Below are 23,539 nucleotides of genomic sequence, written 5' to 3' on the forward strand. Positions count from 1 at the left end.
CCCATGTATTCGCGCCGACTTCGCAGCGCTTGACGCCGCTATACGCCGGTCAACCTGTCACGAAGCTGTCGCGGGACCCGGTCTCAGCGGCCTTCCATGGCGCGCCGCCAGCGCCGCAGCATGCGGGCGTGCCGGATCTGGTCGAGATTGGCCAGCAGCTCCGGCCCGACCGGGACCGGCCGCAGGGCCGGGGCGGACGCGACCGGGTCGTCGGCCCGGCGGGCATCCGTCCGGGCCGGCGTGAGCGACCGGGCGGCGAGCCGCGCCTGCCCCTCGCGGGAGAGCATGTAGTCGAGGAACATGCGGGCTGCAGCGGGATGCGGCGCGTCCTTCGCGATGAAGGCGATCCGCGAGACGAGGAGCGTGTAGTCCGTGGGCAGCACGAGGCCGATCGCCGGATCGTGCCGGGCCCGTTCGAGGGCGTAGGCGCCGAACACGCCGTAGGCGAGGACGGCCTCGCCCGCGGCGATGCGGTCGAGCATGGTCTCCGTCCGGGTGTAGAGCTTCACGCCGGCCTGCCCGAGGGCGGAGACGAGGTCCCACGTCCGGGGCGTCACGTCCGCGTCCTGCGCGAGGATCAGCGAGCCGACGCCGCTCCGCTCCGGATCGTAGGCGGCGACCTTCCCCTGCCACGTCTCGGGGTGGTCCGTCAGGGCTCGGATCAGGTCGGCGCGGGTCTGGGGAACCTGCTCCGGCGGGAGGAGCGTCCTGTTGTAGGCGATGGCGATCGGCTCGGCCGTGACGCCGAAGGCCTCGTTGCGCCACACGGCCCAGGCCGGCAGGGAGGCCGCCTCGGGGGACGCGTAGTGGGCGGCGTAGCCGTCGTTCACCAGCTTGATCTGGCGATCCATGGCGGAACTCCACACGATGTCCGCCTCGACCGCGCCGGCCGCGGCCTCCTCCACGAAGCCGGCGTACAGGGTCGCGGAGTTCATCTTGGTGTAGGAGACCGCCACGCCGGGATGGGCCTCGCGGAAGCCCGCGAGGAGGTCGGCGACCTCGGCCTCGTCGGTCGTCGCCCGCACGACCACGACGGTCTCGCCGCGGGCCGCGGCGGACCCGGTCCCCTCGGCCGCCGAAGATGGTTCGACCTGTGCCGAGGCCGGGCCCGGACCGGCCATCAGCAGCAGGACGAGGCCGACGACAGCGGGAGCGCGCACCAGGGTCTGCCCTTCGAGAGCCGCGGGAGTCCCCGCAGCTTCGCCGTGCAGAGACCGGGCGGGAATGCTAAACTCGGAGGACCGCTTCGGCCAACACGATCGATGACGGGAGGAGCATGCGCGTTCTGGTCGTCGAGGACGATGCCGCCCTGGCGCGCGGCCTCGTCGCCGCCCTCAGGCACGGCGGATACGCCGTCGACCACGAGGCGGACGGAGCGGACGCGGTGCAGCTCGCGCTGAGCGAACCCTACAGCCTCATCGTCCTGGACCTCGGCCTGCCGGGCCTGCCGGGCTTCGAGGTCCTCAAGGCCGTCCGGGCGGCCGGCTCGACCGTTCCGGTCATGATCCTGACCGCGCGCGACGCCATCAGCGACCGCGTCCGCGGGCTCGATCTCGGGGCGGACGATTACCTGCTCAAGCCGTTCGACCTCGCCGAGTTCGAGGCGCGGGTGCGGGCGCTCGTCCGCCGCGGGCAGGCCGTGCCGAACCCGGTCCTGCGCTGCGGCGCGCTGGAGCTCGACCGCGCCGCGGGCACCGTGACCCTCGGCGGGGCGCCCGTCGCGCTGCGCCGCCGGGAACTCGCCGTCCTGACCATCCTGATGACGCGCGCCGGGAAACCCGTCCCGAAGGAACGGCTCAGCGCCGAGATCTTCGGCTTCGACGAGGCGGTCGCCCCGAACGCCCTCGAACTCTACGTCGCCCGCCTGCGGAAGAAGCTGCAGCCGGACGGGCCCGAGATCCGCACGATCCGCGGCCTCGGCTACCTGCTGATGCCGGTGTGACCCCGCCGCGCGCGCCCTCGATCCGGCGGCGCCTGCTCGTCCGCATGCTGCTCCCGGCCCTGGCGCTCGCGCTGCTGCTCGGCTTCGCCGGCGCGCTCGTGATCCGGAACGTCGTGGAGACGACGCACGACCGCCTGCTCGACGGGTCCGTCCTGGCGATCGCCGAGCGGCTGACCGTGGAGGACGGCGAGGTGTCGGTCGACCTGCCCCGCGTCGCCCTCGGGATGCTGGAGAGCCAGGCGCAGGACCGGATCTACTACAGCGTCACCTACGGCGGGGCGCTGGTGACCGGCTATCGCGACCTCCCGGGCCTGGACGTCGATACGCTCCCGCTCGGGGTGACGACCCATCGCGACGGCATCGTCCGCGGGGCGGCCGTGCGGATCGCCGCCCAGGCCCGGCGGGTCTACGGGAAGCCGGACCCGGTCCTCGTGCAGGTCGCCGAGACGCGCGAGGCCCGCCAGGGCCTGGAGCGACGCCTGCTCGCCGGGCTCGCGCTGGCCGAACTGGGGCTGATGGGCCTGATCGGGGCCCTGTCGTGGTACAGCATCGACAGCAGCCTGAGGCCGCTGACCCGGCTGAGCGACGCGATCGACCGGCGGGCGGTCCCGGGGGCGATCAACCTGCAGCCGCTCGACGTGGCCGGGGTGCCCCGCGAGGCGCTGGCCCCGGTGCTCGCCCTCAACACGCTGCTCGAGCGCCTGGAGCAGGCGATCGCGGGGGAGCGCACCTTCACGTCGGATGCCTCGCACCAGCTGCGGACGCCGCTCGCCGTGCTCAGGATGCACGTGGAACTGCTCCGCAGGCTCACGCCCGGGGAACCGGCCCACGCCGCGGCGATCGACGATATCGACGGAGCCGCGCGGCGCCTGGAACGCCTCCTCGCGCAACTGATCGCGCTCGCCCGCGCCGATGCGGGCGCGGCCGCCACGGACGCCGCCACGGACGCCGCCGCGGCGATCACCGACCTGAACGACATCGCGGCCCGCGTGGTCACGGAGCAGGTGCCCCACGCCCTCGCGCGCGGGGGCGAGATCGTGCTCGATCGCCCCGACGGCGCGGTGCCGGTCGTGGGCGATCCGTTCATCGTCGGCGAGATCCTCACCAATCTCGTGGACAACGCGATCCGCTACAACCGTCCCGAAGGCACCACCGTCGTCCGTGTCCGGCGCACGGAGACCGGCGCCTGCGTGGACGTCGAGGACGAGGGCCCGGGCATACCGCCGGAGGTGCGCGAGAAGGTCTTCGAGCGATTCTACCGTGTCGCGACGCGAGACGGTCCTGACGGCAGCGGCCTCGGGCTCGCGATCGTCCGAGCCCTCGCGGACCGGATCGGCGGGGCGGTCACGCTCGGTTCCCGCGCAGGCGGATCGGGACTGGTCGCGCGGGCGAGCTTCCGCGCGCCGTAGTCGCTGCACGAGACGACGGTCCGGTGCGTTCGGCCCTGTCCGGCCGTCCGACCCGGGTCGCCTTCGCCGTGGTTGCCGGCTCGGATCTGCGCCGGCCTGCTCTCGTGCCCGGCCGGAACAGGCCGACGCCCTACGGTAAGCTGAAGCCGACGGGGAGCTGCGCACCTGCGCGCCGGCGTCTCTGACACGTCGTCCGATCACGGCACTTGAAAGATACCGCACGGTAGGTATCTTCGAGGCGGGGACGATTCCCGTCACTCCCGGGAAGGGGCCATGGCGACCGCCTATCATCGCAAGAAGCGTCCCGAGCTCGTCCGGCGCGCGCTGCTCGATTGCGCAGCCAAGCTCGCCCTGGAACAGGGCCTGTCCGCCGTCACCGTGCAGGCGGTCTGCCACGCCGCCGGGGTGACCAAAGGGGCCCTGTTCCACCACTTCCCGAGCAAGCAGGCCCTGGTCGAGGGCGTCGTCGCCGACCTGATCGCGCAGCTCGACGCGGAGATCGACGCGGCGATGGCGAAGGATCCCCGGCCGTACGGCCGGTACACCCGCGCCTACGTCGACATCACGCTGCACGACCCGATGATGACCGAGGGCAGCCAGTGGGCCGCTCTCCACATCTCGATCCTCGCCGAGCCGCCCCTGCGCCGCATGGTGTCGGCCTGGTTCGCGGAGCGCCTGCACCGCCACCGCGACACCGACGGGAGTGCCGACCTCGAGTTTGTCCGGCTCGCCGCCGACGGCGCGTGGCTCGCCTACCTCGTGCGCGAGAAGCCGAGCGACCCGGTCCCCGCCCTCGACGCGCTCCGCGACCGCCTCGTCGCGATGACATTGGCTGAACCGTCCGCGCACCCGGGCGGCGACCGGGACTGAGCCATGGGATCGACCTCGATGGATGGGTTCGCCCCCGCCCGCGGCGCGGACGGGCCGGGCGATGCCGCGGAATACGGCGACCTGGCCGCGCGGCACGTCTCCGTCGCCCGGATCCTCACCCTGTTCCGCCCCTACGCGGGCCGGATCGCGCTCGTCATCGGGCTGATCGCGCTCGCCTCCGCCGCGGGGCTCGCCGCCCCGTTCCTGCTCCGCGAGATCGTCGACGTCGCGCTGCCGCGCGCCGACCTCGGACTGCTCGGCCGGCTCGCCGCCGGCATGGTCGGCCTCGCCGCGCTCGGGGCGGGCATCGGCGTGCTGCAGGCCCTCGTCACCGCGAAGGTCGGGCAGGCCCTCATGCACGACCTCCGGGTCCGCGTGTACGCGCACCTGCAGTCGCTTCCGCTCGGGTTCTTCACGGCGACCCGCTCCGGCGACATCCAGTCCCGCATCGCGAGCGACATCGGCGCCCTCCAGGCGCTGGTCACCCACACGGCGGGTGAGGCCACGCGCAACGCCAGCGCGGTGGTGATGACCGCCGCGGCCATGCTGCTGCTGGAATGGCGGCTCGCCCTGTTCTCGTTCCTGGTCCTGCCGCCGGCGACCTGGATCAGTGTCCGCGTCGGCCGGCTGCGCGAGGAGACAACCTACGCGCAGCAGGAACGCATCGCCGAGATGACGTCCGCGGTGCAGGAATCCCTCTCGGTCTCCGGCATCGTCCTCGCCCGCACGATGGGCCGCGTCCCCCATCTCGCGGAGCGCTTCGCGCGGGCCTCGCGCGCGGTGGCGAACTTGGAGGTCCGGTCCCACACGGCCGGGCAGTGGCAGTGGTCGGTCATCGACCTCGTGCTGCAAGCCCTGCCGGCCCTGACCCTGTTCCTCGGCGGCTGGATGGCGGGCGCCGGGACGACCATGACCATCGGCACCCTCGTCGCGATGATCGCGCTGCAGGAGCAGATGCTGTTCCCGCTGGAAGAGGTCCTGCGCACGGGCGTCGAGGCCCGGAAGACGCGGGCCCTGTTCGCGCGCATCTTCGAGTACCTCGACAAGCCGGTCGGCATCACCGAGCGGCCCGACCCCGTCACCCTCGACCCCGCCGAGGTCGCCGGCCACGTGCGCCTCGACGGCGTGACGTTCTCCTACGACCGAGCCGGCCCCGCCACGATCGCCGGCGTCACGCTCGATATCCCGGCCGGGTCGCACACCGCCATCGTCGGCGCGACCGGCTCGGGCAAGTCCACCCTCGGCCATCTCCTGGCCCGGCTCTACGACGTCGATGGCGGCGCCGTGCTCTACGACGGCGTCGACGTGCGCGACCTGAGTCTCGCCTCCCTCTCCGAGGTGCTCGGGGTCGTGACGCAGGACCCGTTCCTCCTCCATGCCAGCGTGGCCGAGAACCTGCTCTTCGCCCGGCCGGATGCAACGGTCGCGGAGATGGTCGCGGCGGCCCGGACGGCCCAGTTGCACGACATGGTCGCCGCCCTGCCGGACGGGTACGACACGCTGGTGGGCGAGCGCGGGCACCGCTTCTCGGGCGGCGAGCGGCAGCGCCTCTCGCTGGCACGGACCATCCTGCGCGACCCGCGCGTGCTGCTGCTCGACGAGGCGACGAGCGCCCTCGACACGGCGACGGAGCGGGCGATGGTCGAGGCCCTTGCCCGTCCGGGCAAGCCCCGCACGACCATCACCGTCGCCCACCGCCTCTCGACCGTCCGCCGGGCCGACCAGATCGTCGTGCTCGATCGGGGGCGCGTGGTCGAATGCGGCACGCACGAAGCCCTGCTCGCCCGCGGAGGCGCCTACGCGCGCCTCGTGCGCAAGGCGGCCTGACGGCCACGATTGTAGGACGGATCTCCATGCCATCACACGCACCGGCCCGGCGGTCGCCGACACTCGCCGCCCTCGGCCTCGTCGCGGCGCTCGCCCTGCAGGGCTGCAAGCCCGGGGCGGACGGTCAGGCACCGGGCGGTCCCGGATCGGCGGGTTCGCCGCCCGACGTCTCGACCGCTCGGGCCGAGCCCGGGACGGTGCCCCGCACCCTCGACCTGCCGGGTCGCCTCACCTCCACGCGGGTCGCCGAGGTCCGGGCCCAGGTCGCCGGCATCATCCAGGAGCGCGCTTTCGAGGAAGGCAGCCTCGTCCGGAAGGGCGATGTCCTCTTCCGCATCGACCCCGCCGTCTACCGGGCCGAGGTCGATGCCAAGTCCGCGGCCCTCGACCGGGCCGAGGCCACGCGGGTGCAGGCGCTGAAGCAATCCGAGCGCACCGAGACCCTTCTGGAGCGTCAGGCGGCCAGCACCGCCCAGCACGACCTCACGATCGCCGCCCTGCGCCAAGCCGAGGCCGACGTCGCGAGCGCGAAGGCGCAGCTCGCCCGCGCCCGGATCGACCTCGACTACGCGACCGTGCGCGCGCCCATCGCCGGCCGCATCGGCCGGGCCCTCGTCACGGAGGGCGCCCTCGTGGGCCAGGGCGAGGCGACCAAGCTCGCGCTGATCCAGCAGGTCGATCCGATCTTCGCCGATTTCAATGCCCCCGCGGCCGATCCGGGCCGGCTGGCGGAGCGGGCCACGGGCAAGGAGGAGACGGCGGTCCGCCTCGTCCTGCCCGACGGCGCGCTCCACGCCGATGCCGGGCGTCTGCTGTTCACGGATGTGAGCGTCGACCCCGGCACCGGGCAGGTGTCGCTCAGGGCCACGTTCCCGAACCCGAAGGTCGTCCTGCTGCCGGGCACCTATGTCCGTATCCGCCTCGCGCAGGGGACGGTGCCGGGCGCGGTCGTCGTCCCGGCCCAGGCCATCCAGCGGTCGAGTGCCGGCGTCGCGCAGGTCTTCGTGGTCGGGGAGGACAGGATTGTCGCGCTGCGCCCCGTGCGGGCGGGGGCGCTGACGGATGCGGGCTGGATCGTCGAGGACGGGCTCAAGGCCGGCGAGACCGTCGTGGTCGAGGGTTTCCAGCGGATACAGCCCGGCATGGCGGTGAACCCGGCGCCCTGGCAGGGCGCCCGGACGTCCTCCGCCTCCGCGAAGCCCTGACCGCGCCGGGACCGCACCATGACCCGCTTCTTCATCGCGCGCCCGATCTTCGCCTGGGCGATCTCCATCTTCATCGTGCTGGTGGGGGCGATCTCCCTCGCGTTCCTGCCGGTGTCGCAATACCCGGACGTGGCGCCCGTCACGATCCAGGTGAGCGCGACCTATCCCGGTTCTCCGCCCGAGCGGCTCTACGACGGGGTCACGCGCATCATCGAGGAGGAGCTGAACGGCATCCCCGGGCTGATGTACTTCGAGAGCACCAGCGACACGTCCGGCATGGCGCAGATCATGGCGTCCTTCGCGCCGGGCTCGGACCCGTCGAAGGCGACGGTGGCGGTGCAGAACCGGATCAAGCGCATCGAGGCGCGCCTGCCCCGGGCGGTCACGCAGCAGGGCGTCATCGTCGAGGAGGCCAGCACCAGCTTCCTGCAGTTCGTCACCGTCTCCTCGAAGGACGGCTCCTTGAGCGAGACCGACCTCGGCGACATCGCCGCCCGCCGTCTCCTCGGCGAGTTGCGGCGGGTGCCGGGCGTCGGCCGGGCCACCCTGTTCTCGTCCGAGAAGGCGCTGCGCATCTGGATCGACCCGGTCAAGCTCGTCGGGTTCGGGATGACGCCGGGCGACGTCACGGCCGCGGTGGGGGCGCAGAACGCGCAGGTCGCTTCAGGGACCGTCGGCGCGCAGCCCGCGGCCGAGGGCCAGCGCATCGCCGCGAACGTGCTGGTGAAGGGGCAGCTGACCACGCCCGCCGAGTTCGCCGAGATCGTGCTGCGCGCCAACCCCGACGGGTCGCTCGTGCGCCTGCGCGACGTGGCCGAGGTCGAGCTGGGCGGCCAGTCCTACACGATGCAGACCCGCCTCGACGGGCGCCCGGCCGCCGGCATCGGCATCCAGCTCGCCCCGGGCGCGAACGCGCTCGCGGCCGCCGGCGGCGTCAAGGCGAAGCTCGCCCAGCTCCAGCGCACGCTGCCCGCCAACATCCGGGTGACGGTGCCCTACGACACCACGCCCTTCGTCGAGGTGTCGATCCGGAAGGTGCTGATGACGCTCGCCGAGGCGATGGCGCTCGTCTTCGCGGTGATGTTCCTGTTCCTGCAGAACGTCCGCTACACCCTCATCCCGACCATCGTGGTGCCGGTGGCGCTGCTCGGCACCTGCGGCGCGCTGCTGCTCGCCGGCTTTTCGATCAACGTGCTGACCATGTTCGGCATGGTGCTGGCCATCGGCATCCTCGTCGACGACGCCATCGTGGTGGTCGAGAACGTCGAGCGCATCATGGGCGAGGAGGGGCTCCCGCCGAGGGAGGCCACCGCCAAGGCGATGGGCCAGATCACCGGCGCCATCGTCGGCATCACCTCGGTGCTGGTCGCGGTGTTCGTGCCGCTCGCCTTCTTCCCCGGCTCGGTCGGGGTGATCTACCGGCAGTTCGCCGTCAGCATGGCGACCTCGATCGCCTTCTCGGCTTTCCTGGCCCTCTCGCTGACGCCCGCGCTCTGCGCCACGCTGCTGAAGCCGGTCGAGAAGGGCCACCATCATGCCAAGGGCGGCTTCTTCGGCTGGTTCAACCGCCGTTTCCACGCCGGCACGGGGGCCTACCGGTCCGGCGTGGCGGGCCTGCTGCGCCGGCCCGTTCGGGCGCTCCTGGTGTACGGCCTCCTCGTGGCCGCGCTCGGCTGGGGCTACTGGCGCATGCCGTCGAGCTTCCTGCCCATCGAGGACCAGGGCTACGTCATCGTCGACGCGCAGACCCCGCCGGAATCCGCCACCGGCCGCACGCTCGACGTGGCCAAGCGCATCGAGGAGCACATAGCCAAGGAGCCCGGCATCGACAGCCAGACGCTGCTCCTCGGGTTCGGCTTCTCGGGCCAGGGGCAGAACGCGGCCATCAACTTCGTCGGGCTGAAGCCCTGGGGCGAGCGCGGGCCGCAGGACAGCGCCGACGCCATCACGGCCCGCGCCAACGCCGCCCTCGGCGGCCTGCCCGACGCCATCGCCATGTCGCTCTCGCCGCCGGCCATCGACTCGCTCGGCAATTCGAGCGGCTTCGCCTTCCGCCTCCAGGACAAGGCGCAGCAGGGCCACGCGGCGCTGGCGGCCGCGCGCGACCAGCTCGTCAAGGCGGCGTCCCAGAGCCCGATCCTGCAGGGCGTCTACGTCGAGGGCCTGCCGACCGCGCCGCAGATCGAGCTCGTCCTCGACCGGCAGAAGGCCAGCGCGCTGGGTGTCACCTTCGCCGACATCAACGACGCCCTCTCCACGAGCCTCGGCTCGGCCTACGTCAACGACTTCCCGAACCACGCGCGGATGCAGCGGGTGATCGTCCAGGCCGAGGCGGCCCGGCGCATGAAGGCGGAGGATCTGCTCGACCTCAACGTCCGCAATGCCAAGGGGCAGATGGTGCCGTTCCAGTCCTTCGCCCGGGTGCAATGGACGATGGGCCCGTCGCAGGTCGTGGGCTTCAACGGCTACCCGAGCATCAAGATCTCCGGCAGCGCCGCCCCCGGCTACGCCAGCGGCGACGCCATGGCCGAGATGGAGCGGCTGGCGGGGCAGTTGCCGCCGGGCTTCGACTTCGCCTGGACCGGGCAATCGCTGCAGGAGAAGCTGTCGGGCTCCCAGGCGGTCTATCTGCTGGCGCTGGCGCTGTTCTGCGTCTTCCTCTGCCTCGCCGCGCTCTACGAGAGCTGGTCGATCCCCCTCGCCGTGCTGCTCGTGGTGCCGACCGGCGTGGTCGGCGCGGTCTTCGCGATGCTGATGCGGGACATGCCGAACGACGTCTACTTCAAGGTCGGCCTGATCACGGTGATCGGCCTGACCGCGAAGAACGCCATCCTGATCATCGAGGTGGCCAAGGACTTCGTGGCCAGGGGCGTGCCCGTCCGGGAGGCGGCGCTGGAGGCGTGCGAGCTGCGCTTCCGGCCCATCGTCATGACCTCGTTCGCCTTCATCCTCGGCGTCGTGCCGCTCGCCGTCGCGACGGGGGCCAGCATGAACAGCCAGCGGGCCATCGGCACGGGCGTTCTCGGCGGCATGGTCACCGCGACGGTGCTCGCCGTCTTCGTCACGCCGCTCTTCTACGTCCTGATCGCGCGGGTCTTCGGTTCCGCGGCGGCCGGCCAGCCGGAGGCCGGTCCCGTCCGGCGCGGCATCCCGGTGCCCTGAGGGTGCTCGTCCTTGCCAGGGGCGCGGCGGGACATCCCTCCGCTGACGCGAGCCGCGCAGCCGCAGGTGACCGACGGGGTCGGGTGGGCTTCCGCGGGTCCGCTTCGGGAACGGCACTCCGGAAAGGATGCCCTTCGCCGCTTGCAGATTTCCCGACCGAGAGCCGGAGGGCTTTCAGGGCGCTTGATCTATCGGCGACCATGTTGTACCGAACGGTACAACATGGTCCTGAGAGGTGATCCCGATGTCCCGACCCCCGCTTCCCCCGTTCACCGAGGAATCCGCGATCCAGAAGGTGCGTCTTGCCGAAGATGGCTGGAACACGCGCGATGCGGCCAAGGTCGCGCAGGCCTATACGCCCGACACGCGCTGGCGGAACCGCGTCGAGTTCGCGACCAATCGCGAGGAGGCGCAAGCTTTCCTCACTCGGAAGTGGAACAAGGAGCACGAATACAGACTGATCAAGCAGTTGTGGGCCTTCACCGGCAACCGTATCGCGGTGCGCTATGCCTACGAGTATCGCGACGACGGCGGGCACTGGTTCCGCGCCTACGGCAATGAGAACTGGGAGTTCGCCGAAGACGGATTGATGGCGCACAGGCATGCCAGCATCAACGAGATGCCGATCACCGAGGCGGAACGGAAGTTCCGTTGGCCGCTCGGGCGCAGACCCGACGATCACCCCTCGCTGAGTGACCTGGGCCTTTGAGCACGAAGCGCGTCCTCACCGAACGTGCCGGTGCCGTGCCGGCACTCGCGGAAGCGTTCCGCGAGCACGGGTTCGAGGGCGCGAGCCTGTCGGTGCTGTCGAAGGCGACTGGCCTCGGCAAGGGCAGCCTCTACAACTTCTTTCCCGGCGGGAAGGAAGAGATGATGGAGGCGGTTCTCGCCGACATAGACGCTTGGTTCGAGAAGGTCATCTTCTCGACGTTGGAGCATGCGCGCGATCCGACAGCGGCCGTCACGTCCATGATCGACGATGTGACGGAATACTTCCGATCCGGCAGGAGAGTCTGTCTCGTCGGCTGCATTGGCCTGAATGCCTCCGGAGCCGTTTTCGCGGAGCGGATAAGGAGCTACTTCGCGCGCTGGATATCGGCTCTGGCCCGGTGCCTGAGAGCCGGCGGCGTTCACGAACCGCAAGCCTCGCAGCTCGCTGAGGAGGCGGTTTCGGGGATACAGGGCGCGATCGTGCTGGCGCGAGCCTTAGAGGACGATGCCGTCTTTCTCCGGGTGGTTCATCGACAGCGTTCCGTCTTGATCGATGCATTCGCCAATTCTAGTGCGGAATGATGGAGGTCTGATCATTCGCAGTGGCCTGCCATGACAATTACATATTCAACGATCAGTCGAAATTTGTAACATTTGACGCTCGCGACGGATTGTTCGCCCGATCGAGTGTGCCCGGCGACGATCCGTCTCCACCGCGATCAAGTCCGCATTTCTCGTCGTGAACTGCACTCGGCATATGAGACGGTGACACCGCTGCTTGCATCCGAATGTCCGGTTCGGGGATGCCGCTGAACAGGCCGGAATGGCTGGGTTGGGTCGCGAGGCGTCCGTCCTCTCTTCCGGCAGCCGGCCCCTTCCGTGCCGATCACCCGGCGTCCGCCAGCATCGGCCGCCGCAAACCGCCCGCACGAGCGTCTCCGACGGGTGAATCTCTGCCGTTCCGTTTCCGAGCTGCAGGGGCATCGGAGCGGACGACTTCGTTCCGCAGGCGCCCCGATCTTCCGTAATCTCGGGGATGGCCGCGGTCGCCATCTGCCTGGCTCGATCGGGCCGACGTCCAGGCCGCACCGAGCCGTGTCGCGGCTCGCAAGCTGAACCAAACTGTCTCGGGAAATCCGGCGTGGTACAGCGATCGCGGCCGCCGGGTGCCGGTCCCTCGATCGACCCGACAGCCGACCGATATTTACCAAGCCGTTCGATGTCCTGGGAAGCTCCGGGGTCAGGTTGCGCAGTTGTCTTGAGACTCAACCGCAGGCTGCATAATCTGCGGCTATGCGCGTCACATCCGCCATTGGCCTCGCCTCCGTGTTGCTCTCTGCGGGGTCCGCCGTCGCCTTCGCCCCCGCGCTGTTCGCGGCGGGACCGGCCGCCGTAGCCCAGCTGTGTACGGAGAGTGCGGGGACCGTCTCTTGTGCGAACGGTTATGCGGGCTTCCGAGGCCCCTCGGGGAAGCTCTGGATTGGCAAAGATCGCCGGGGGACCGTGATCGTCAGCATCGATGATCGTCGGAACGATCAGGAGCCATCCCGGCGCGAGCAGGATCACGGACGCTTCGTCCTCGAGCAGGCGTGGTGAGGCTCGGATCTTTCGCCCGTCGCCGCTGCCGTGCAGTTGAGACCCGGGTCGTGGCGTGACGGGCGGTGGCTCTCTCGGAGCGCCGCCAGTGACGAGGGCGCGAACCGGAAACTTGGTAAGGCCGTGGGCGCCTCACGCCTTGTCGGAGGCCGATCCAGCAGATCGCGCATCCTGCGGATCGATGGGTCAGGGCTGACGAGCGGGCTCCGGACGGGACCGATCGAGAGGATGGGCTGGCGACCCGTCGCAGACGGTCGAGACGTTCCGGCCTGACAGCCAGCCGCGGCCGTGCAGGGTCAGGTTTCCCCACGCTCCAACAGCAGGCGGTAATCGGCCAGGGTCATTGTCCCGGTGTCGCGCGGGTCGATCGCTCGCCGATCGCGGTCGGGCAGGACATCCGCGAACAGATCGATCCTCTTCCAGGCCGGGAGCTCGCCCGCTCGTGCCCGCCCCGGCACGAAGCCTGACGTAGCCTCCCGACGGTACCGGTGGATGTAGCGCGGGCAGTTCACGAACACCTCGGCGATGTCGATCTTGAGCACCAGCTCGGCGCCAGGATGACGTTCCAGGTCCCTCGCGTCGCGGGCGATCCGCGCCGTGCCGTGGAGGCGCAGGCGGTGCGGCGTCTCGAAGTCGATGAACAGCAGGCCGAGCTTCGGGTTGGCCGCGAGATTCCCGGCCGTGAGGTACATGCCGTTGCCGTCGTAGCTCGGCAGCTCGATGACGCGCGGGCCCGCCACGCGCACGAAGCCCCGCGCACCGCCCTTGTACGAGCAGGTCGGAAATCCCCGATGGTCGACGGATGTGATGAAGACCAGATCCTGGCGCGCGATGAAGGCCTGCTGGGTCGCGGTGAGTTCGCTCGTGACCGACAGGCTGCGCAGCCGGTTCGCGAGGTTGCCCGTCTCGAACGCCTCTTGGAAGACCCGGTGACGGGGACCGTAGAGGTTGCTGATCGCGCCCAGAGGCGGCGCGAACACGGCCGCGTCGGGTTTCGGCGCGGTGCTCCAGCGCAGACGTTCGAGGCAGATCGCCCAGGCCGCCCTGTACCGGTCGGCGGTGTCCTGCCGGTCGAGCCGCGTATGAGAGAGCGTCAGCTCGGTCACGTCGACCCCGAGGGGACGCAGGTCTATCTCGACGCGCGACGGCGGTCCGGCGAGCGGTCCGTCGCCGGCGAAGTGCCACGTCATCGCGAGGCGCCGCGGCGGCACGATCTCCAGGTACTCGCCGGACACCGCGTAGGCGCGCCCGTCCGGATTGCAGCCTTCGAGGCTGAAGCGGCCGCCGACCCGCAGGTCGCAGCTCGCGTCGCGGACCTCGCCGGCCCCCGGCGTGAGCCAGCGGGCGAGGCGGCGCGGGTCGGTGCAGGCCTCGAACACCAGGGCAGCGGCGGCATCGAGCTGCCGGACCAGGGCGATGGCGATCCGCGGGGGGCCGGACGCGGCGTCGGGCGCGGCGTCGGGCGCGGTGTCGGACATGGCGTGGGCGATCCGTCAGGCGATGGCGTCGAGGGCACGGCCCCGCGTCTCGTGCAGGCACAGCGCCGCGACGAGGAAGGCGACGGCGAGGACGGTCAGCGCGTACCAGAGGCCGGCATAGATGTTCCCCGTCGCCGTGAAGGCCGAGAAGGCGATGGCCGGCAGGAAGCCTCCGAACCAGCCGCCGACGGCGTAGGGCACGGACAGCGCCGTGGTTCGGATGCGCGTCGGAAACAGCTCGATCATCCAGGCCGCGAGCGGGGCCGAGGCCAGGGCCACGAACACGTTGAGGAGGCTGAGGAGCGCGATCAGCGCCGGCAGGTTCGTCTTGGCCGGATCGGCCTCGGCCGGGTAGCCCGCGGCCGCGACGGCGCTCGACAGGGCCTTGCCGAACTCGGCTGTCCGTGCCCCGAGCGTCGCCTTGTCGAGCCCGGTCCCGTCGAAGGAGGCGAGACTCGCCTCGCCGATCTCGATCCGCACCGGGCTGCCGACCGGCAGATCGCGCGTCGCATAGGGGATGCCGAGCTTGGCCTGTCCGTTGTCAGATGATTTGAGACGATTTGGGACGCTCAGGAAGGGAGGCTTTGGTCCACCTGGGTTGAGAGGTTAGGCAGCCTGCGCGTGGTGGCGCAAGCGGCGGTCCATAAGGGTCTGGCGCTTGATCCGCGCCCGCTCCTGCAGGGTGGCCTTGCCGCGGCCGAAGTAGACGTCGGCGGGGGTGAGGTTGCCCAGGCTCTCGTGAGCCCGAGCTTGGTTGTAAGGCTCGACGAAGGCGGCAACCCGCGCCTCCAGCTCGCCGGGCAGGTCGGCGTGTTCGAGCCGGATGCGGTTCTTGAGCGTCGGGTGCCAACGCTCGATCTGACCCTGCGTCTGAGGATGGCGGGGCGCACCGCGGATTTGGGTCATGCCCCGGCTGCCGAGCCAGTCGGCGAGATCCCCCGCGACGTAGCTCGGCCCGTTGTCGGAGAGCCGCCGAGGCCGCTGACCACGTGCACGTGGTCGAGCCCGGCGGCTGCCAGCGCGCGGTCGAGCGTGGCGGTGACGTCGCTGGCCTGCATCGTCGCGCACAGCTTCCACACCACGATGTAGCGCGAGAAGTCATCCAGCACGGTCGAGATGTCGTACCAGCCCCAGCCGAGCACCTTCAGATAGGTGAAGTCAGTCTGCCAGAGTTGATTGGACGCGGTGGTCTTGTCCCGGAACTCGTCGGCGGCTTTGATCACGATGTCGGCCGGGCTGGTGATCAGGTCCTGGGCCTTGAGCAGGCGGTAGACGCTCGCCTCCGAACGGTCTCTGCCGGCTTCCGAGCCGGCCCGGATGTCTGCTTCATCTTCGCTCCTGAGGCTACGATGAACCAGACATCCTCCGTTCGTGAACGGCCTCAATCTGTCTCACGAGCGCTGATGGCAGACAGTTAAAGCGGACATCGGTTAAGCCGGCGGCCATGACATTCTTGGCTTCAAACCACCTTCACCCCGGGGCGCCCAAAGGCAACTTCAACGCAAATTGTCTCGCTGGGAGCTCCAAGCGCCTCCCTCACCTCGCGCCGGCAGGTACGAGCTTCGTCGGCATGCCTCCCGGGACGCCCCGGGGGCTCGTTCATCGGCGGCATGTCGTCCTGTCCGAGCATGGGCACCCCGACCGGCTCGGGTAGGGGGTCTTGACCCTGGTCCGGGGGACGCGTGGGCGAAGGCGGCGAGAAGCCCGGTTCGCCTCGGTCAGGATTGCCTGGGTTGGCCATCGAAACGCCCTCCGATCAATGGGACAGCAGGCAGCAGACGGACGCCTGCGCCAGCAGGTCCCGCGTGACCCCGCCGAAGAACCACTCGCGCAGGCGGCTGTAGCCGTAGGCGCCTGTCACGATCAGGTCGGCGTCGAAATCGCGCGTCGCCTTCCGGACGTCGTCGGCGACGGTCCAGCCCGATGGCTTGGCCAGATGCGCGGTCGCGTTTACGTCGTGCAGCGCCAAGTAGCGGGCTACGTCCTCGACCTCGGCCCGGTCGTCGCCGTCCGAGACGCGGAACACCTGCACCGCTTCCGCACGCCTGAGCATGGGCAGGGTGTCAGACACGGCCCGTCGCGTTTGCGGGGTGTTCTTCCAGCCGACCAGCACGCGCCTGGCCTCCAGGTGCTCGACGCCGGCCGGGACTACCAGGACGGGCTTCCCCAACCGCATCAGGACGTCGCCGGCATCGACGGCCATGCCGACCGTCACACCCTCGTCATCCGCGTAGCGCCCGATCACGACGAGGTCCGCTGCCCGCGATTGACTTTCGAGGAACGAGGCCGACGAGCCAAGGTCCGAGCGCCACTCGACGCGGTCGTTCAGGCAGGAGGCATAGCGAAAAACCTGCTCGACGCCCGCGAGCCGACCCAACGCCGCCTGGCGGATCTCCTCGATGACCATGCCCATGGGCACGGCGGTCTCGCCATAGCCCCGAGGATAGTCCGGTAGGCAGGCGGCGGCGCCGACGAGACGCGCGCCGAGACGATGCGCCAGTTCCGCGGCGAGACGCACCCGCGCCGGCGCGTGACGCCCGTCATCGGCCGCGACCATGATGCTGGCATAGGACATGGTGGTCTCCTCGGATCAAATCTCCTACCGTCACCGTGAGGGGGCATGGACTGACCGGCCTTGACTTGGCTCAAGCCCGCCAGTCCTGGGCCGGGAACAGGAAGCGGTCCTCGTCGGCCAAGAGCGCCGCGAGACCGTCGATGGCCGGCTCCGGATGCAGGATCACGGCGCGCGGGAGCGCCAGCATCGCCTCGCGGAACGGGGCCTTGTCCTCGAAGGCCTGACTGAACGGTTCGCCCCGCAGGACGTCGACGATGCGTGGCGCGATCCCGCCGGCGAGGAAGACGCCGCCCGTGGCCGAGAACACCAGCGCCATGTCGCCCGCGAACCTGCCGAGGAGGCGGGCGAACTGATGGACCGCTTCCCTAGCGACCGGATCCGACCTCGCGCCTTCGAGGACCTCGGGCGGCGAGCTCCAGCCGACGGCGGCACCGCGCGTCGCCGCGAGGGCCCGCACGAGCCTGACGAGACCCGGACCCGACAGCAGGGTCTCGGCCGTGAGCCTGCCCTCGGCGGCCATCAGGGCCGACCAGGGCATCTTGTCGTCGGGCTCGCAGGGGCCGAACCCGATGTGCCCGGCCTCGGTCGTCTGAATCAGGAGGCGGTCGCCCGCCGGGATCAGGACGGCCGCGCCCAGGCCCGTGCCCGGCCCCAGGACGAGCCGTGGCCCGACCCCTTCGACAGCCGGCCCGATCCGCGCCAATTCGGCCGGGTCGTCCGGGTCGAGGACGGTGACGGCGGCGGCGAGCGGCACGTAGTCGTTGACCAGTCGCACCGCTTCCAAGCCGAACACCTCGCCGATCCCGCCAGGGTCGAATTGCCACGGCGCGTTGGCGAGACGCGTGATGCCAGGGGTAATCCGCCCCGCGACGGCGAGGAAGGCCGAGCGCGGCCGGACCGCGTCCTGTCGGTCGACATGGGCCCGAATGGCGTCGACCGGGCCGGGGAAGCCGGCCGTCGGCACCTTCCGGATCGGGCCTGGACGTCCTCCTGGCTCCGGAAGGATTGAGAAGCGGGCGTAGGTGCCGCCGATATCGGCCAGCAGCACGGGATGCGGCAGCGTCACCCTCAATCCTCCGAGGTGATGCCCGGAGGCGTCGCGGCCGTTCGGGCCTTGAGGCTGAGGATGTAGTCGATGACCGCGTCCATCTCGTCCCGGTCGAGTCTCAGGCTCGGCATCCGCTGGTGATGGCTCTGCAGGAATACCGCGAGCGCCGGACCGGTCGTCGACGGCATGTTGGCGACCCGTAGAAAGGCCGGGCCAGCGAACGCGCCGGGCTGCGAGGCGCGGCCGATGACGTGGCACTCGCTGCAGAGCTGCGCGGCGATGGGCCGCCCACGGACGCGATGGTCTTCCTCGGGACCGGCGACCGAAGCGCCGATGCAAGCCGCCAGGAGGGCGGCCAGAACGGCCGCGCGGGTGGCGGCCGGCTGAATCGTCATGGCCGCCTCGCGGTGCGGAGCAGTGCAACGGCGGTCGCGATGGCCACGCCACCGAGCGCGACGTGCGCCCAGGTCGCGCCGTCGTTCGCCACGAACCCGAGCGCCCAGGGCGCGACGAGCGTCCAGGCCCCGACTATCAGCACAGCCCTTTCGAGCACCGCCCGGAAGCGGATCTGATTGGCGCCGTAGAGCGTGACGATGAGCAAGCCCGGCACGAGCGCGGACCCGGCCGCGCGGGCATGATCGGTGAAGACCAGCACCCACGCCGTCAGCACCAGCGTGACGCCGGCGGCGTGCTGAAGGCCGCCGATCAGGATCTCTTGCGTCCGCCAAGTCGGTGATGACGTGGCCGCGTCGAGTTGAGACATGGTCTGCCTCCCGGATGTCACGCGTGGACCTCGGCGATAATGCAGCCGGGGTCGATGACCTCGTTGACGGGCGCCAGGACCGTGAGGCGGCCGCTGGTCGGCGAGGCGATGTCGTGCAAGGCCTCGCCGATGCGCACGGTCGCCACGGCCTCTCCGGCCCGCACAAGCGCCCCGTCCGCCACGAACCACCGCTCCAGAATGCCTTCGGGCTGCATCCCCGTTGACCAGAGCTCCTCGGCAACATGCACGTCGGCCATGGTCACCTCCGAGATCCCGGCGCCTGGTTCGCGGCGCTCCGGTGAGGAAATGCCGTTCCGTGAGGGACGGCGTTGATCTCGGTCAAAGGCGCCTCAACGCCTGCACACTAGCGCTAGGCCAAGGACGCGCTCGCCTTATCAGGCAGGCTCGGGCCGCCACGCTCACCCGGGGCCGCGCATGCTCCTCGCCATGACGGCCAGCGTCGTCCTCGTCACGACCACGATCCTGGTGCTCTACGAGACATTGCGGCTGACCTCGGAGCACCTGTCCGAGCTGCCGGTCCCGCCCCGCGCCCGGATCCTCGCCGTGGTGCTGATGACCTTCGTCGGGCACACCGTCGCGGTCTGGATCTACGCCGGCGCCTACTGGCTTCTCGTGCTCCGCCTCGGCGTCGGCGCCTTCGCGGGCGCGCCGGTCACGTCCTTCGAGGACTGCCTGTACTTCTCGGTGGTGGCTTACACCTCGCTCGGCTTCGGCGACCACTTCCCGACCTCCCATACCCGGCTGCTCGCCGGCGTCGAGGCGCTCAACGGCCTGCTCCTGATCGGCTGGTCCGCGTCGTTCACCTACCTGGCGATGGAGCGATACTGGCCGCTGCACGGCAAGGCGCACGCGCATCGAACCGCGCGGACAGGCCACGACAACGGGCCCGAACCGGGTCGGGAACGCCTCTTCCCGCCGGCACCAGAAGCCTGATCGCTTGTCGAGCCTTGCGCTGGATCAAGGCCGCCGCTCCCGCGGGCGCCCACCGTCTCCGCAATATCGCAATACGAGGCGCGCCATGCACAAGTACTTGGTCACCTTCCACAAGGTCGTGCCGGACGACATCGGCCACGAACACACCGCCATCCAGCGGCAGACCGTCGTCTCCGCCCACTCGGAGGCTGCCGCCGCCTGCGCGGCCCAGGCGCTGTTCTGTCAGACGGCGGGTACCGTCGACTGGCGCATGCGGGCCGACACCTGCGAGGTGGCCGAGCTCGACGGGCAGGCGGCGTGAGGAGGCGGAAATGAGCCACGGACTCACCGAACCCGTGCGCTGGGAAGGGAGGCAATGGGCCGTCACTGGCTACGGCATCGAGGCGCTCGACGGCATGTACCACATTCCGTTCTCCGAGATCCCGGACGCCGAGGCCGGACGGCCGGAATGGTTGGACGGTCTATGGCGGCGCTACGGGACGGATCGCAACGACCTGGACGCGGCCCTGAGGGTCGCGCGCGCCCTGCGGGGCGAAGAAGCCGGCGTGAAGCCGGTGGCATGAGCAACTCGTCACGTGCCGCGGCCAGGGAGGCCGATGATCCGGAGGTGGCGCGCACCGCCGTCGGTCCCTCGAAGCCGCGCCTACTGCCGGTGCTCGGGCCCGGCCTGATCACCGGCGCCTCCGACGACGATCCCAGCGGTATCGCCACCTACGGCCAGGCCGGGGCGCAGCTCGGCTACGGCCTGTGCTGGACCATGATCTACACCCTGCCGTTGATGGCGGCGGTGCAGATGGTCTCCGCCCGGATCGGGCGGACCACCGGCCATGGCATCGCCGGCGTGCTGCGCGAGCACTACCCGGATAGCCTGCTCCAGGCCGTGGTGTTCCTCCTGCTCACCGCCAACGTCCTGAATCTGGGGGCCGATCTCGGCGCGATGGCGGACGCGCTCGACCTGCTCCTCCCGGGGCCACGCTGGCTCTACGTCGTGCTCTTCGCCGGCGTCTGCGCATTCATGCAACTCGTCCTGCAGTACACGCGCTACGTCGCCGTCCTGAAATGGCTGACGCTCAGCCTGTTCGCCTATCTCGGCGTGGTGATCTTTGCCCGCGTCTCTTGGTGGGATCTCGGCTTGGCCCTGGCGGTACCAAGGGTCGACTTCAGCGGCACCGGCCTGACTACTCTCGTGGCCCTGTTCGGGACCACGATCAGCCCATACCTGTTCTTCTGGCAGGCCGCGGAGGAAGCCGAGGACCTGAACGCCTTCCCGCGCCGGCGCGACCTCCTGCACGCACCCGAGCAGGGTGGCGCCGCGCTGCGCCGCATCGGGGTGGACACGCTCGTCGGCATGGCCTTCTCGAACCTCGTGGCGCTCGCCATCATGGTCACCACCGCCGCCGTACTGCACCCGCGTGGCGTCACCGACGTCCAGACCTCGGCCCAGGCCGCGGAGGCGCTCCGCCCGCTGGCCGGCCCGTTGTCCGCGACGGTCTTCGCGCTCGGTATCGTTGGGACCGGACTTCTGGCGGTTCCGGTGCTTGCGGGTTCGGCGGCCTACGCCGTCGGCGAGGCGCGGCGCTGGCCGGTGGGCTTCGGCCGACGCATCCTTGAGGCGCGCGCCTTCTACGGGACGGTGGCGCTCGCTACCCTGGTGGGCATGGTCATCAGCCTGGGCGCTGTCGATCCGATCCGGGCGCTCTATTGGAGCGCGGTGGTCAACGGCATCATCGCGGTGCCTGTCATGGCCGTGATGATGCTGGCCGCGTCCCGCTCCGACATCATGGGCGCCTTCGCGGTGCGTGGGCCGCTGCGGCTGCTCGGATGGATCGCGACTGCCTGCATGCTGCTCGCTGTCCTGGCCATGTTCGGCACGGTCACGCTGCTTTGACCCAGCGCAAAGCGGACGGATCCGCCCGATCCATCCTCGCCCCATCGCAACCGGAAATGGGAATCGGGCGATGGAGAACGGAACGGAGGGGCGGCCGGTCGTGCTGGTCGCCGAGCCGCAGGCGCTGCCGGGCATTTGGCTGGAGGACTCCCTCGCGGACGCCGGCTGTGCGGTGAGCGGCCCCTACGGAACCGGCGGCGATGCCATCGGAAGCCTCGACACGAAGCGTCCGGACTTCGCCGTGGTCAGCGTCGACCTGAACGAGGGGCCGTGCTTCCCGCTGGCCTGCGCCCTGCGCCGGAGGGGCATCCCCTTCGCCCTGATTGCCGGGAACGCCCGGGTCCCGAAGGCCTTCGCGGACGTGCCGCTGCTCGGCCGGCTGTTCGATGCCCGGGACATAGTCTCCGCCGTGACCGCCGGCTGCGCCGTCCCGGGCTGCCCCCGGGCATGCCCGATGCTGGGTCGTATCACGGCCGGGCAAGAGCTTGCGCTGGATCAATGTCCGACCGCCTGCCGCGCATAGCCTCGGGCTCGGTCAGGCGCGACCTGGACCTCATCGAGGAGACTTACGATGGGCGACAAGCTGATCCGCCAGAACGTCATCGACGAGCTCGACTTCGACCCCAGCATCGACGCCGCCCACATCGGTGTCGCCGTAGAGAAGGGCATCGTCACCCTCACCGGTCACGTCGCCAACTATGCGGAACGTGTGACCGCAGAGAAGGCCGCGCAGAAGGTGCGCGGCGTCCGCGGCGTCGTCGAGAAGATCACGGTGCGCTTCGCCGGCGAGACCCCGCCGCGCGACGAGGACCTGGCGCAACGCGCGGTACAGATGCTCGATTGGTCCGCGACGGTGCCCAAGGATGCCGTGCAGGTGAAGGTCCAGACCGGCTGGGTGACGCTCTCCGGAAAGGTCGACTGGCAGTACCAGAAGGAAGAGGCCTACCGGTCGATCAAGCGGCTCGCCGGCGTGACCGGCATCATCAACAACATCGAGGTGGCGCCGAAGGCGAGCGCGCCCGACGTTCGCGCGAAGATCTTGGCGGCGCTCAAGCGGAATGCCGAACTTGAGGCCGACGCCATCAAGGTGACGGTCAAGGACGCCAGGGTCGTCCTGGAGGGCAGGGTCAACGCTTGGCACGAGCGACGTCTCGCCGAGACCGCCGCGTGGTCGGCTCCGGGCGTGCGCGCCGTCGAGGACCACCTCACGCTTGGCTGAAACCATAGGAGTGGGCGAGGCCGCAAGGGCCGCCCGCACCCGTTCCATCGCCTGCCGACCCGGAGACGTTCCATGACCTACGCGAGCATCATGGTCGTCGTGGACCTGACGGACGGGGCGCGAAGCCGCGTGCGCCTGGCCGCGCACCTTGCCGACGCCTTCCACGCCCGTTTGACCGGCGTCGCGGCGGAGATGCCGGATTATAGCTGGGCTCCGGCCGGCCCGACGCCGGGAGGGTCGTTCGGCATCCCCTCGATCCAGGAGGCGGTCCTGAACGACCTCCGGGTGGCCCACGAGGCCTTCGAGGAAGCCGCCGGCGGACGCAGCCGCGTCGAGTGGCGCTCCAACCTCGATTTCCCGCTGGCGTTCCTGGTCGCCCAGGCGGCGGCCGCCGACCTCGTGGTGGTCGGCCGAGGGACGGACCCCGGGCCCTCGCTGTTAGCGGTCGATCCGGCCGACGCGGTCATGCATCTTGGGCGCCCGGTATTGGTGGTGCCGCCGGGCGTCGATCATCTCGACGCCAAGCGCGTCGTGGTCGGCTGGAAGAACACCCGCGAGGCGCGCCGCGCGGTGCTGGACGCGCTGCCGTTCCTGAAGCGGGCGTCCGAGGTGCTCGTCGTCTCGGTCGACGATGGCGCCGGCTCCGAGGGTCAGGACACCCTTCGTCTCCTCCAGGCGCACGGCGTCTCAGCCATCCGCGTCAGACACGATGCCCTGGGTGCCTCGACCTCCGAGGCACTCGTCGAAGCGGCCACCGAGCACGGGGCCGACCTGATCGTCGCGGGCGCCTACGGTCACGGGCGCCTCCGCGAGTGGGCGTTCGGCGGCGTCACTCGGGATTTGCTGGCCTATGCCCCCCTCTGCTGCCTGATGAGCCATTGATGCCCGGCAT

General features: G+C 70.4%; 23 protein-coding genes and 1 pseudogene. 15 read left to right on the forward strand and 9 right to left on the reverse strand.

Annotated elements, in window-relative coordinates; translation table 11 throughout:
• Nucleotides 1-83: 83 nt before the first annotated feature.
• Nucleotides 84-1,160, reverse strand: coding sequence for an ABC transporter substrate-binding protein (locus tag BLW78_RS25485; RefSeq protein WP_091682877.1), 1,077 nt, complete (start codon nucleotides 1,158-1,160; stop codon nucleotides 84-86).
• 116 nt (nucleotides 1,161-1,276) lie between these two features.
• Between BLW78_RS25485 and BLW78_RS25490 the strand changes: the two genes are divergently transcribed.
• The 8 genes from BLW78_RS25490 (at nucleotide 1,277) to BLW78_RS25525 (ending at nucleotide 11,708) form a co-directional block, all read left to right on the forward strand.
• Entirely contained in the window at nucleotides 1,277-1,942 is a 666-nt protein-coding gene (locus tag BLW78_RS25490; protein WP_020095782.1) for a response regulator, read from the forward strand.
• Nucleotides 1,939-3,351, forward strand: coding sequence for a sensor histidine kinase (locus tag BLW78_RS25495; RefSeq protein ID WP_170855244.1), 1,413 nt, complete (start codon nucleotides 1,939-1,941; stop codon nucleotides 3,349-3,351). Before BLW78_RS25490 ends, BLW78_RS25495 begins: the two co-directional genes overlap by 4 nt.
• Before the next feature lie 273 nt (nucleotides 3,352-3,624).
• Nucleotides 3,625-4,221 carry a TetR/AcrR family transcriptional regulator gene (locus tag BLW78_RS25500; protein WP_020095780.1) on the forward strand — a complete coding sequence of 199 codons (597 nt, stop codon included), beginning with the start codon at nucleotides 3,625-3,627 and terminating at the stop codon, nucleotides 4,219-4,221.
• A gap of 18 nt (nucleotides 4,222-4,239) precedes the next feature.
• Nucleotides 4,240-6,048 (forward strand): ABC transporter ATP-binding protein, encoded by a 1,809-nt coding sequence (locus BLW78_RS25505; protein ID WP_091682879.1) that lies wholly within the window; start codon nucleotides 4,240-4,242, stop codon nucleotides 6,046-6,048.
• 26 nt (nucleotides 6,049-6,074) lie between these two features.
• Entirely contained in the window at nucleotides 6,075-7,253 is a 1,179-nt protein-coding gene (locus BLW78_RS25510; protein WP_091682881.1) for an efflux RND transporter periplasmic adaptor subunit, read from the forward strand.
• 18 nt (nucleotides 7,254-7,271) lie between these two features.
• A complete protein-coding gene (locus BLW78_RS25515; protein ID WP_091682883.1) occupies nucleotides 7,272-10,415 on the forward strand; it encodes an efflux RND transporter permease subunit in 3,144 nt (1,047 codons plus the stop codon).
• A 244-nt stretch (nucleotides 10,416-10,659) separates the two neighbouring features.
• The gene (locus BLW78_RS25520) at nucleotides 10,660-11,124 is read left to right on the forward strand and encodes a nuclear transport factor 2 family protein (protein ID WP_020095776.1); all 465 of its coding nucleotides are present in this window, start codon (nucleotides 10,660-10,662) and stop codon (nucleotides 11,122-11,124) included.
• A complete protein-coding gene (locus tag BLW78_RS25525) occupies nucleotides 11,121-11,708 on the forward strand; it encodes a TetR/AcrR family transcriptional regulator (protein ID WP_020095775.1) in 588 nt (195 codons plus the stop codon). The genes BLW78_RS25520 and BLW78_RS25525 overlap by 4 nt, the downstream gene beginning before the upstream one ends.
• 1,310 nt (nucleotides 11,709-13,018) lie before the next feature.
• Here BLW78_RS25525 and BLW78_RS25535 read toward each other — a convergent pair.
• From BLW78_RS25535 to BLW78_RS25575, 8 genes and pseudogenes are all read right to left on the reverse strand, one after another.
• Complete coding sequence (locus BLW78_RS25535) at nucleotides 13,019-14,200, reverse strand: SRPBCC domain-containing protein (protein ID WP_091682885.1); 1,182 nt, start codon at nucleotides 14,198-14,200, stop codon at nucleotides 13,019-13,021.
• Between the two features lie 15 nt (nucleotides 14,201-14,215).
• Nucleotides 14,216-14,680, reverse strand: a complete 465-nt coding sequence (locus BLW78_RS25540) for an MFS transporter (RefSeq protein ID WP_244527057.1) — start codon at nucleotides 14,678-14,680, stop codon at nucleotides 14,216-14,218.
• A 126-nt stretch (nucleotides 14,681-14,806) separates the two neighbouring features.
• A pseudogene (locus BLW78_RS25545) lies at nucleotides 14,807-15,486 on the reverse strand (DDE-type integrase/transposase/recombinase); the annotation flags it as partial.
• Nucleotides 15,487-15,956: 470 nt separating this feature from the next.
• Nucleotides 15,957-16,775, reverse strand: coding sequence for a universal stress protein (locus BLW78_RS25555; protein WP_091682887.1), 819 nt, complete (start codon nucleotides 16,773-16,775; stop codon nucleotides 15,957-15,959).
• A gap of 70 nt (nucleotides 16,776-16,845) precedes the next feature.
• Nucleotides 16,846-17,841, reverse strand: coding sequence for a glucokinase (locus tag BLW78_RS25560; RefSeq protein ID WP_091682889.1), 996 nt, complete (start codon nucleotides 17,839-17,841; stop codon nucleotides 16,846-16,848).
• A 2-nt stretch (nucleotides 17,842-17,843) separates the two neighbouring features.
• Nucleotides 17,844-18,218: a c-type cytochrome gene (locus tag BLW78_RS25565; protein WP_091682890.1), complete on the reverse strand. Its 375-nt coding sequence runs from the start codon at nucleotides 18,216-18,218 to the stop codon at nucleotides 17,844-17,846.
• On the reverse strand, nucleotides 18,215-18,586 hold the full coding sequence (locus tag BLW78_RS25570) for an SPW repeat protein (protein ID WP_091682968.1): 372 nt from the start codon (nucleotides 18,584-18,586) through the stop codon (nucleotides 18,215-18,217). Before BLW78_RS25570 ends, BLW78_RS25565 begins: the two co-directional genes overlap by 4 nt.
• 17 nt (nucleotides 18,587-18,603) lie before the next feature.
• Complete coding sequence (locus BLW78_RS25575; protein ID WP_091682970.1) at nucleotides 18,604-18,843, reverse strand: biotin/lipoyl-containing protein; 240 nt, start codon at nucleotides 18,841-18,843, stop codon at nucleotides 18,604-18,606.
• Between the two features lie 178 nt (nucleotides 18,844-19,021).
• On the opposite strand from BLW78_RS25575, the gene BLW78_RS25580 reads away from it, so the two are divergent.
• From BLW78_RS25580 to BLW78_RS25610, 7 genes are all read left to right on the forward strand, one after another.
• Nucleotides 19,022-19,540: a potassium channel family protein gene (locus BLW78_RS25580; protein WP_091682892.1), complete on the forward strand. Its 519-nt coding sequence runs from the start codon at nucleotides 19,022-19,024 to the stop codon at nucleotides 19,538-19,540.
• Nucleotides 19,541-19,625: 85 nt separating this feature from the next.
• A complete protein-coding gene (locus BLW78_RS25585) occupies nucleotides 19,626-19,841 on the forward strand; it encodes a hypothetical protein (protein WP_091682893.1) in 216 nt (71 codons plus the stop codon).
• 10 nt (nucleotides 19,842-19,851) lie between these two features.
• Nucleotides 19,852-20,103 (forward strand): hypothetical protein, encoded by a 252-nt coding sequence (locus BLW78_RS25590; RefSeq protein ID WP_091682895.1) that lies wholly within the window; start codon nucleotides 19,852-19,854, stop codon nucleotides 20,101-20,103.
• Nucleotides 20,100-21,428, forward strand: coding sequence for an NRAMP family divalent metal transporter (locus BLW78_RS25595; protein ID WP_091682896.1), 1,329 nt, complete (start codon nucleotides 20,100-20,102; stop codon nucleotides 21,426-21,428). The genes BLW78_RS25590 and BLW78_RS25595 overlap by 4 nt, the downstream gene beginning before the upstream one ends.
• A gap of 70 nt (nucleotides 21,429-21,498) precedes the next feature.
• Nucleotides 21,499-21,951: a response regulator gene (locus BLW78_RS25600; RefSeq protein WP_091682898.1), complete on the forward strand. Its 453-nt coding sequence runs from the start codon at nucleotides 21,499-21,501 to the stop codon at nucleotides 21,949-21,951.
• 48 nt (nucleotides 21,952-21,999) lie between these two features.
• The gene (locus BLW78_RS25605) at nucleotides 22,000-22,647 is read left to right on the forward strand and encodes a BON domain-containing protein (RefSeq protein ID WP_091682899.1); all 648 of its coding nucleotides are present in this window, start codon (nucleotides 22,000-22,002) and stop codon (nucleotides 22,645-22,647) included.
• Nucleotides 22,648-22,719: 72 nt separating this feature from the next.
• Nucleotides 22,720-23,529 (forward strand): universal stress protein, encoded by an 810-nt coding sequence (locus tag BLW78_RS25610; RefSeq protein ID WP_091682901.1) that lies wholly within the window; start codon nucleotides 22,720-22,722, stop codon nucleotides 23,527-23,529.
• Nucleotides 23,530-23,539: the final 10 nt, after the last annotated feature.

This window comes from Methylobacterium sp. 275MFSha3.1 (assembly GCF_900108435.1).
GTDB lineage: Bacteria > Pseudomonadota > Alphaproteobacteria > Rhizobiales > Beijerinckiaceae > Methylobacterium.

Excerpts from the sequence above, each read along its gene's own strand:
- BLW78_RS25565 (WP_091682890.1), bottom strand. The coding sequence starts at position 18,218 with ATGACGATTCAGCCGGCCGCCACCCGCGCGGCCGTTCTGGCCGCCCTC.
- BLW78_RS25600 (WP_091682898.1), top strand. The coding sequence starts at position 21,499 with ATGGAGAACGGAACGGAGGGGCGGCCGGTCGTGCTGGTCGCCGAGCCG.
- BLW78_RS25580 (WP_091682892.1), top strand. The coding sequence starts at position 19,022 with ATGCTCCTCGCCATGACGGCCAGCGTCGTCCTCGTCACGACCACGATC.
- BLW78_RS25595 (WP_091682896.1), top strand. The coding sequence starts at position 20,100 with ATGAGCAACTCGTCACGTGCCGCGGCCAGGGAGGCCGATGATCCGGAG.
- BLW78_RS25605 (WP_091682899.1), top strand. The coding sequence starts at position 22,000 with ATGGGCGACAAGCTGATCCGCCAGAACGTCATCGACGAGCTCGACTTC.
- BLW78_RS25585 (WP_091682893.1), top strand. The coding sequence starts at position 19,626 with ATGCACAAGTACTTGGTCACCTTCCACAAGGTCGTGCCGGACGACATC.
- BLW78_RS25490 (WP_020095782.1), top strand. The coding sequence starts at position 1,277 with ATGCGCGTTCTGGTCGTCGAGGACGATGCCGCCCTGGCGCGCGGCCTC.
- BLW78_RS25515 (WP_091682883.1), top strand. The coding sequence starts at position 7,272 with ATGACCCGCTTCTTCATCGCGCGCCCGATCTTCGCCTGGGCGATCTCC.
- BLW78_RS25505 (WP_091682879.1), top strand. The coding sequence starts at position 4,240 with ATGGATGGGTTCGCCCCCGCCCGCGGCGCGGACGGGCCGGGCGATGCC.
- BLW78_RS25575 (WP_091682970.1), bottom strand. The coding sequence starts at position 18,843 with ATGGCCGACGTGCATGTTGCCGAGGAGCTCTGGTCAACGGGGATGCAG.
- BLW78_RS25570 (WP_091682968.1), bottom strand. The coding sequence starts at position 18,586 with ATGTCTCAACTCGACGCGGCCACGTCATCACCGACTTGGCGGACGCAA.
- BLW78_RS25510 (WP_091682881.1), top strand. The coding sequence starts at position 6,075 with ATGCCATCACACGCACCGGCCCGGCGGTCGCCGACACTCGCCGCCCTC.
- BLW78_RS25535 (WP_091682885.1), bottom strand. The coding sequence starts at position 14,200 with ATGTCCGACACCGCGCCCGACGCCGCGCCCGACGCCGCGTCCGGCCCC.
- BLW78_RS25520 (WP_020095776.1), top strand. The coding sequence starts at position 10,660 with ATGTCCCGACCCCCGCTTCCCCCGTTCACCGAGGAATCCGCGATCCAG.
- BLW78_RS25610 (WP_091682901.1), top strand. The coding sequence starts at position 22,720 with ATGACCTACGCGAGCATCATGGTCGTCGTGGACCTGACGGACGGGGCG.
- BLW78_RS25555 (WP_091682887.1), bottom strand. The coding sequence starts at position 16,775 with ATGTCCTATGCCAGCATCATGGTCGCGGCCGATGACGGGCGTCACGCG.
- BLW78_RS25500 (WP_020095780.1), top strand. The coding sequence starts at position 3,625 with ATGGCGACCGCCTATCATCGCAAGAAGCGTCCCGAGCTCGTCCGGCGC.
- BLW78_RS25590 (WP_091682895.1), top strand. The coding sequence starts at position 19,852 with ATGAGCCACGGACTCACCGAACCCGTGCGCTGGGAAGGGAGGCAATGG.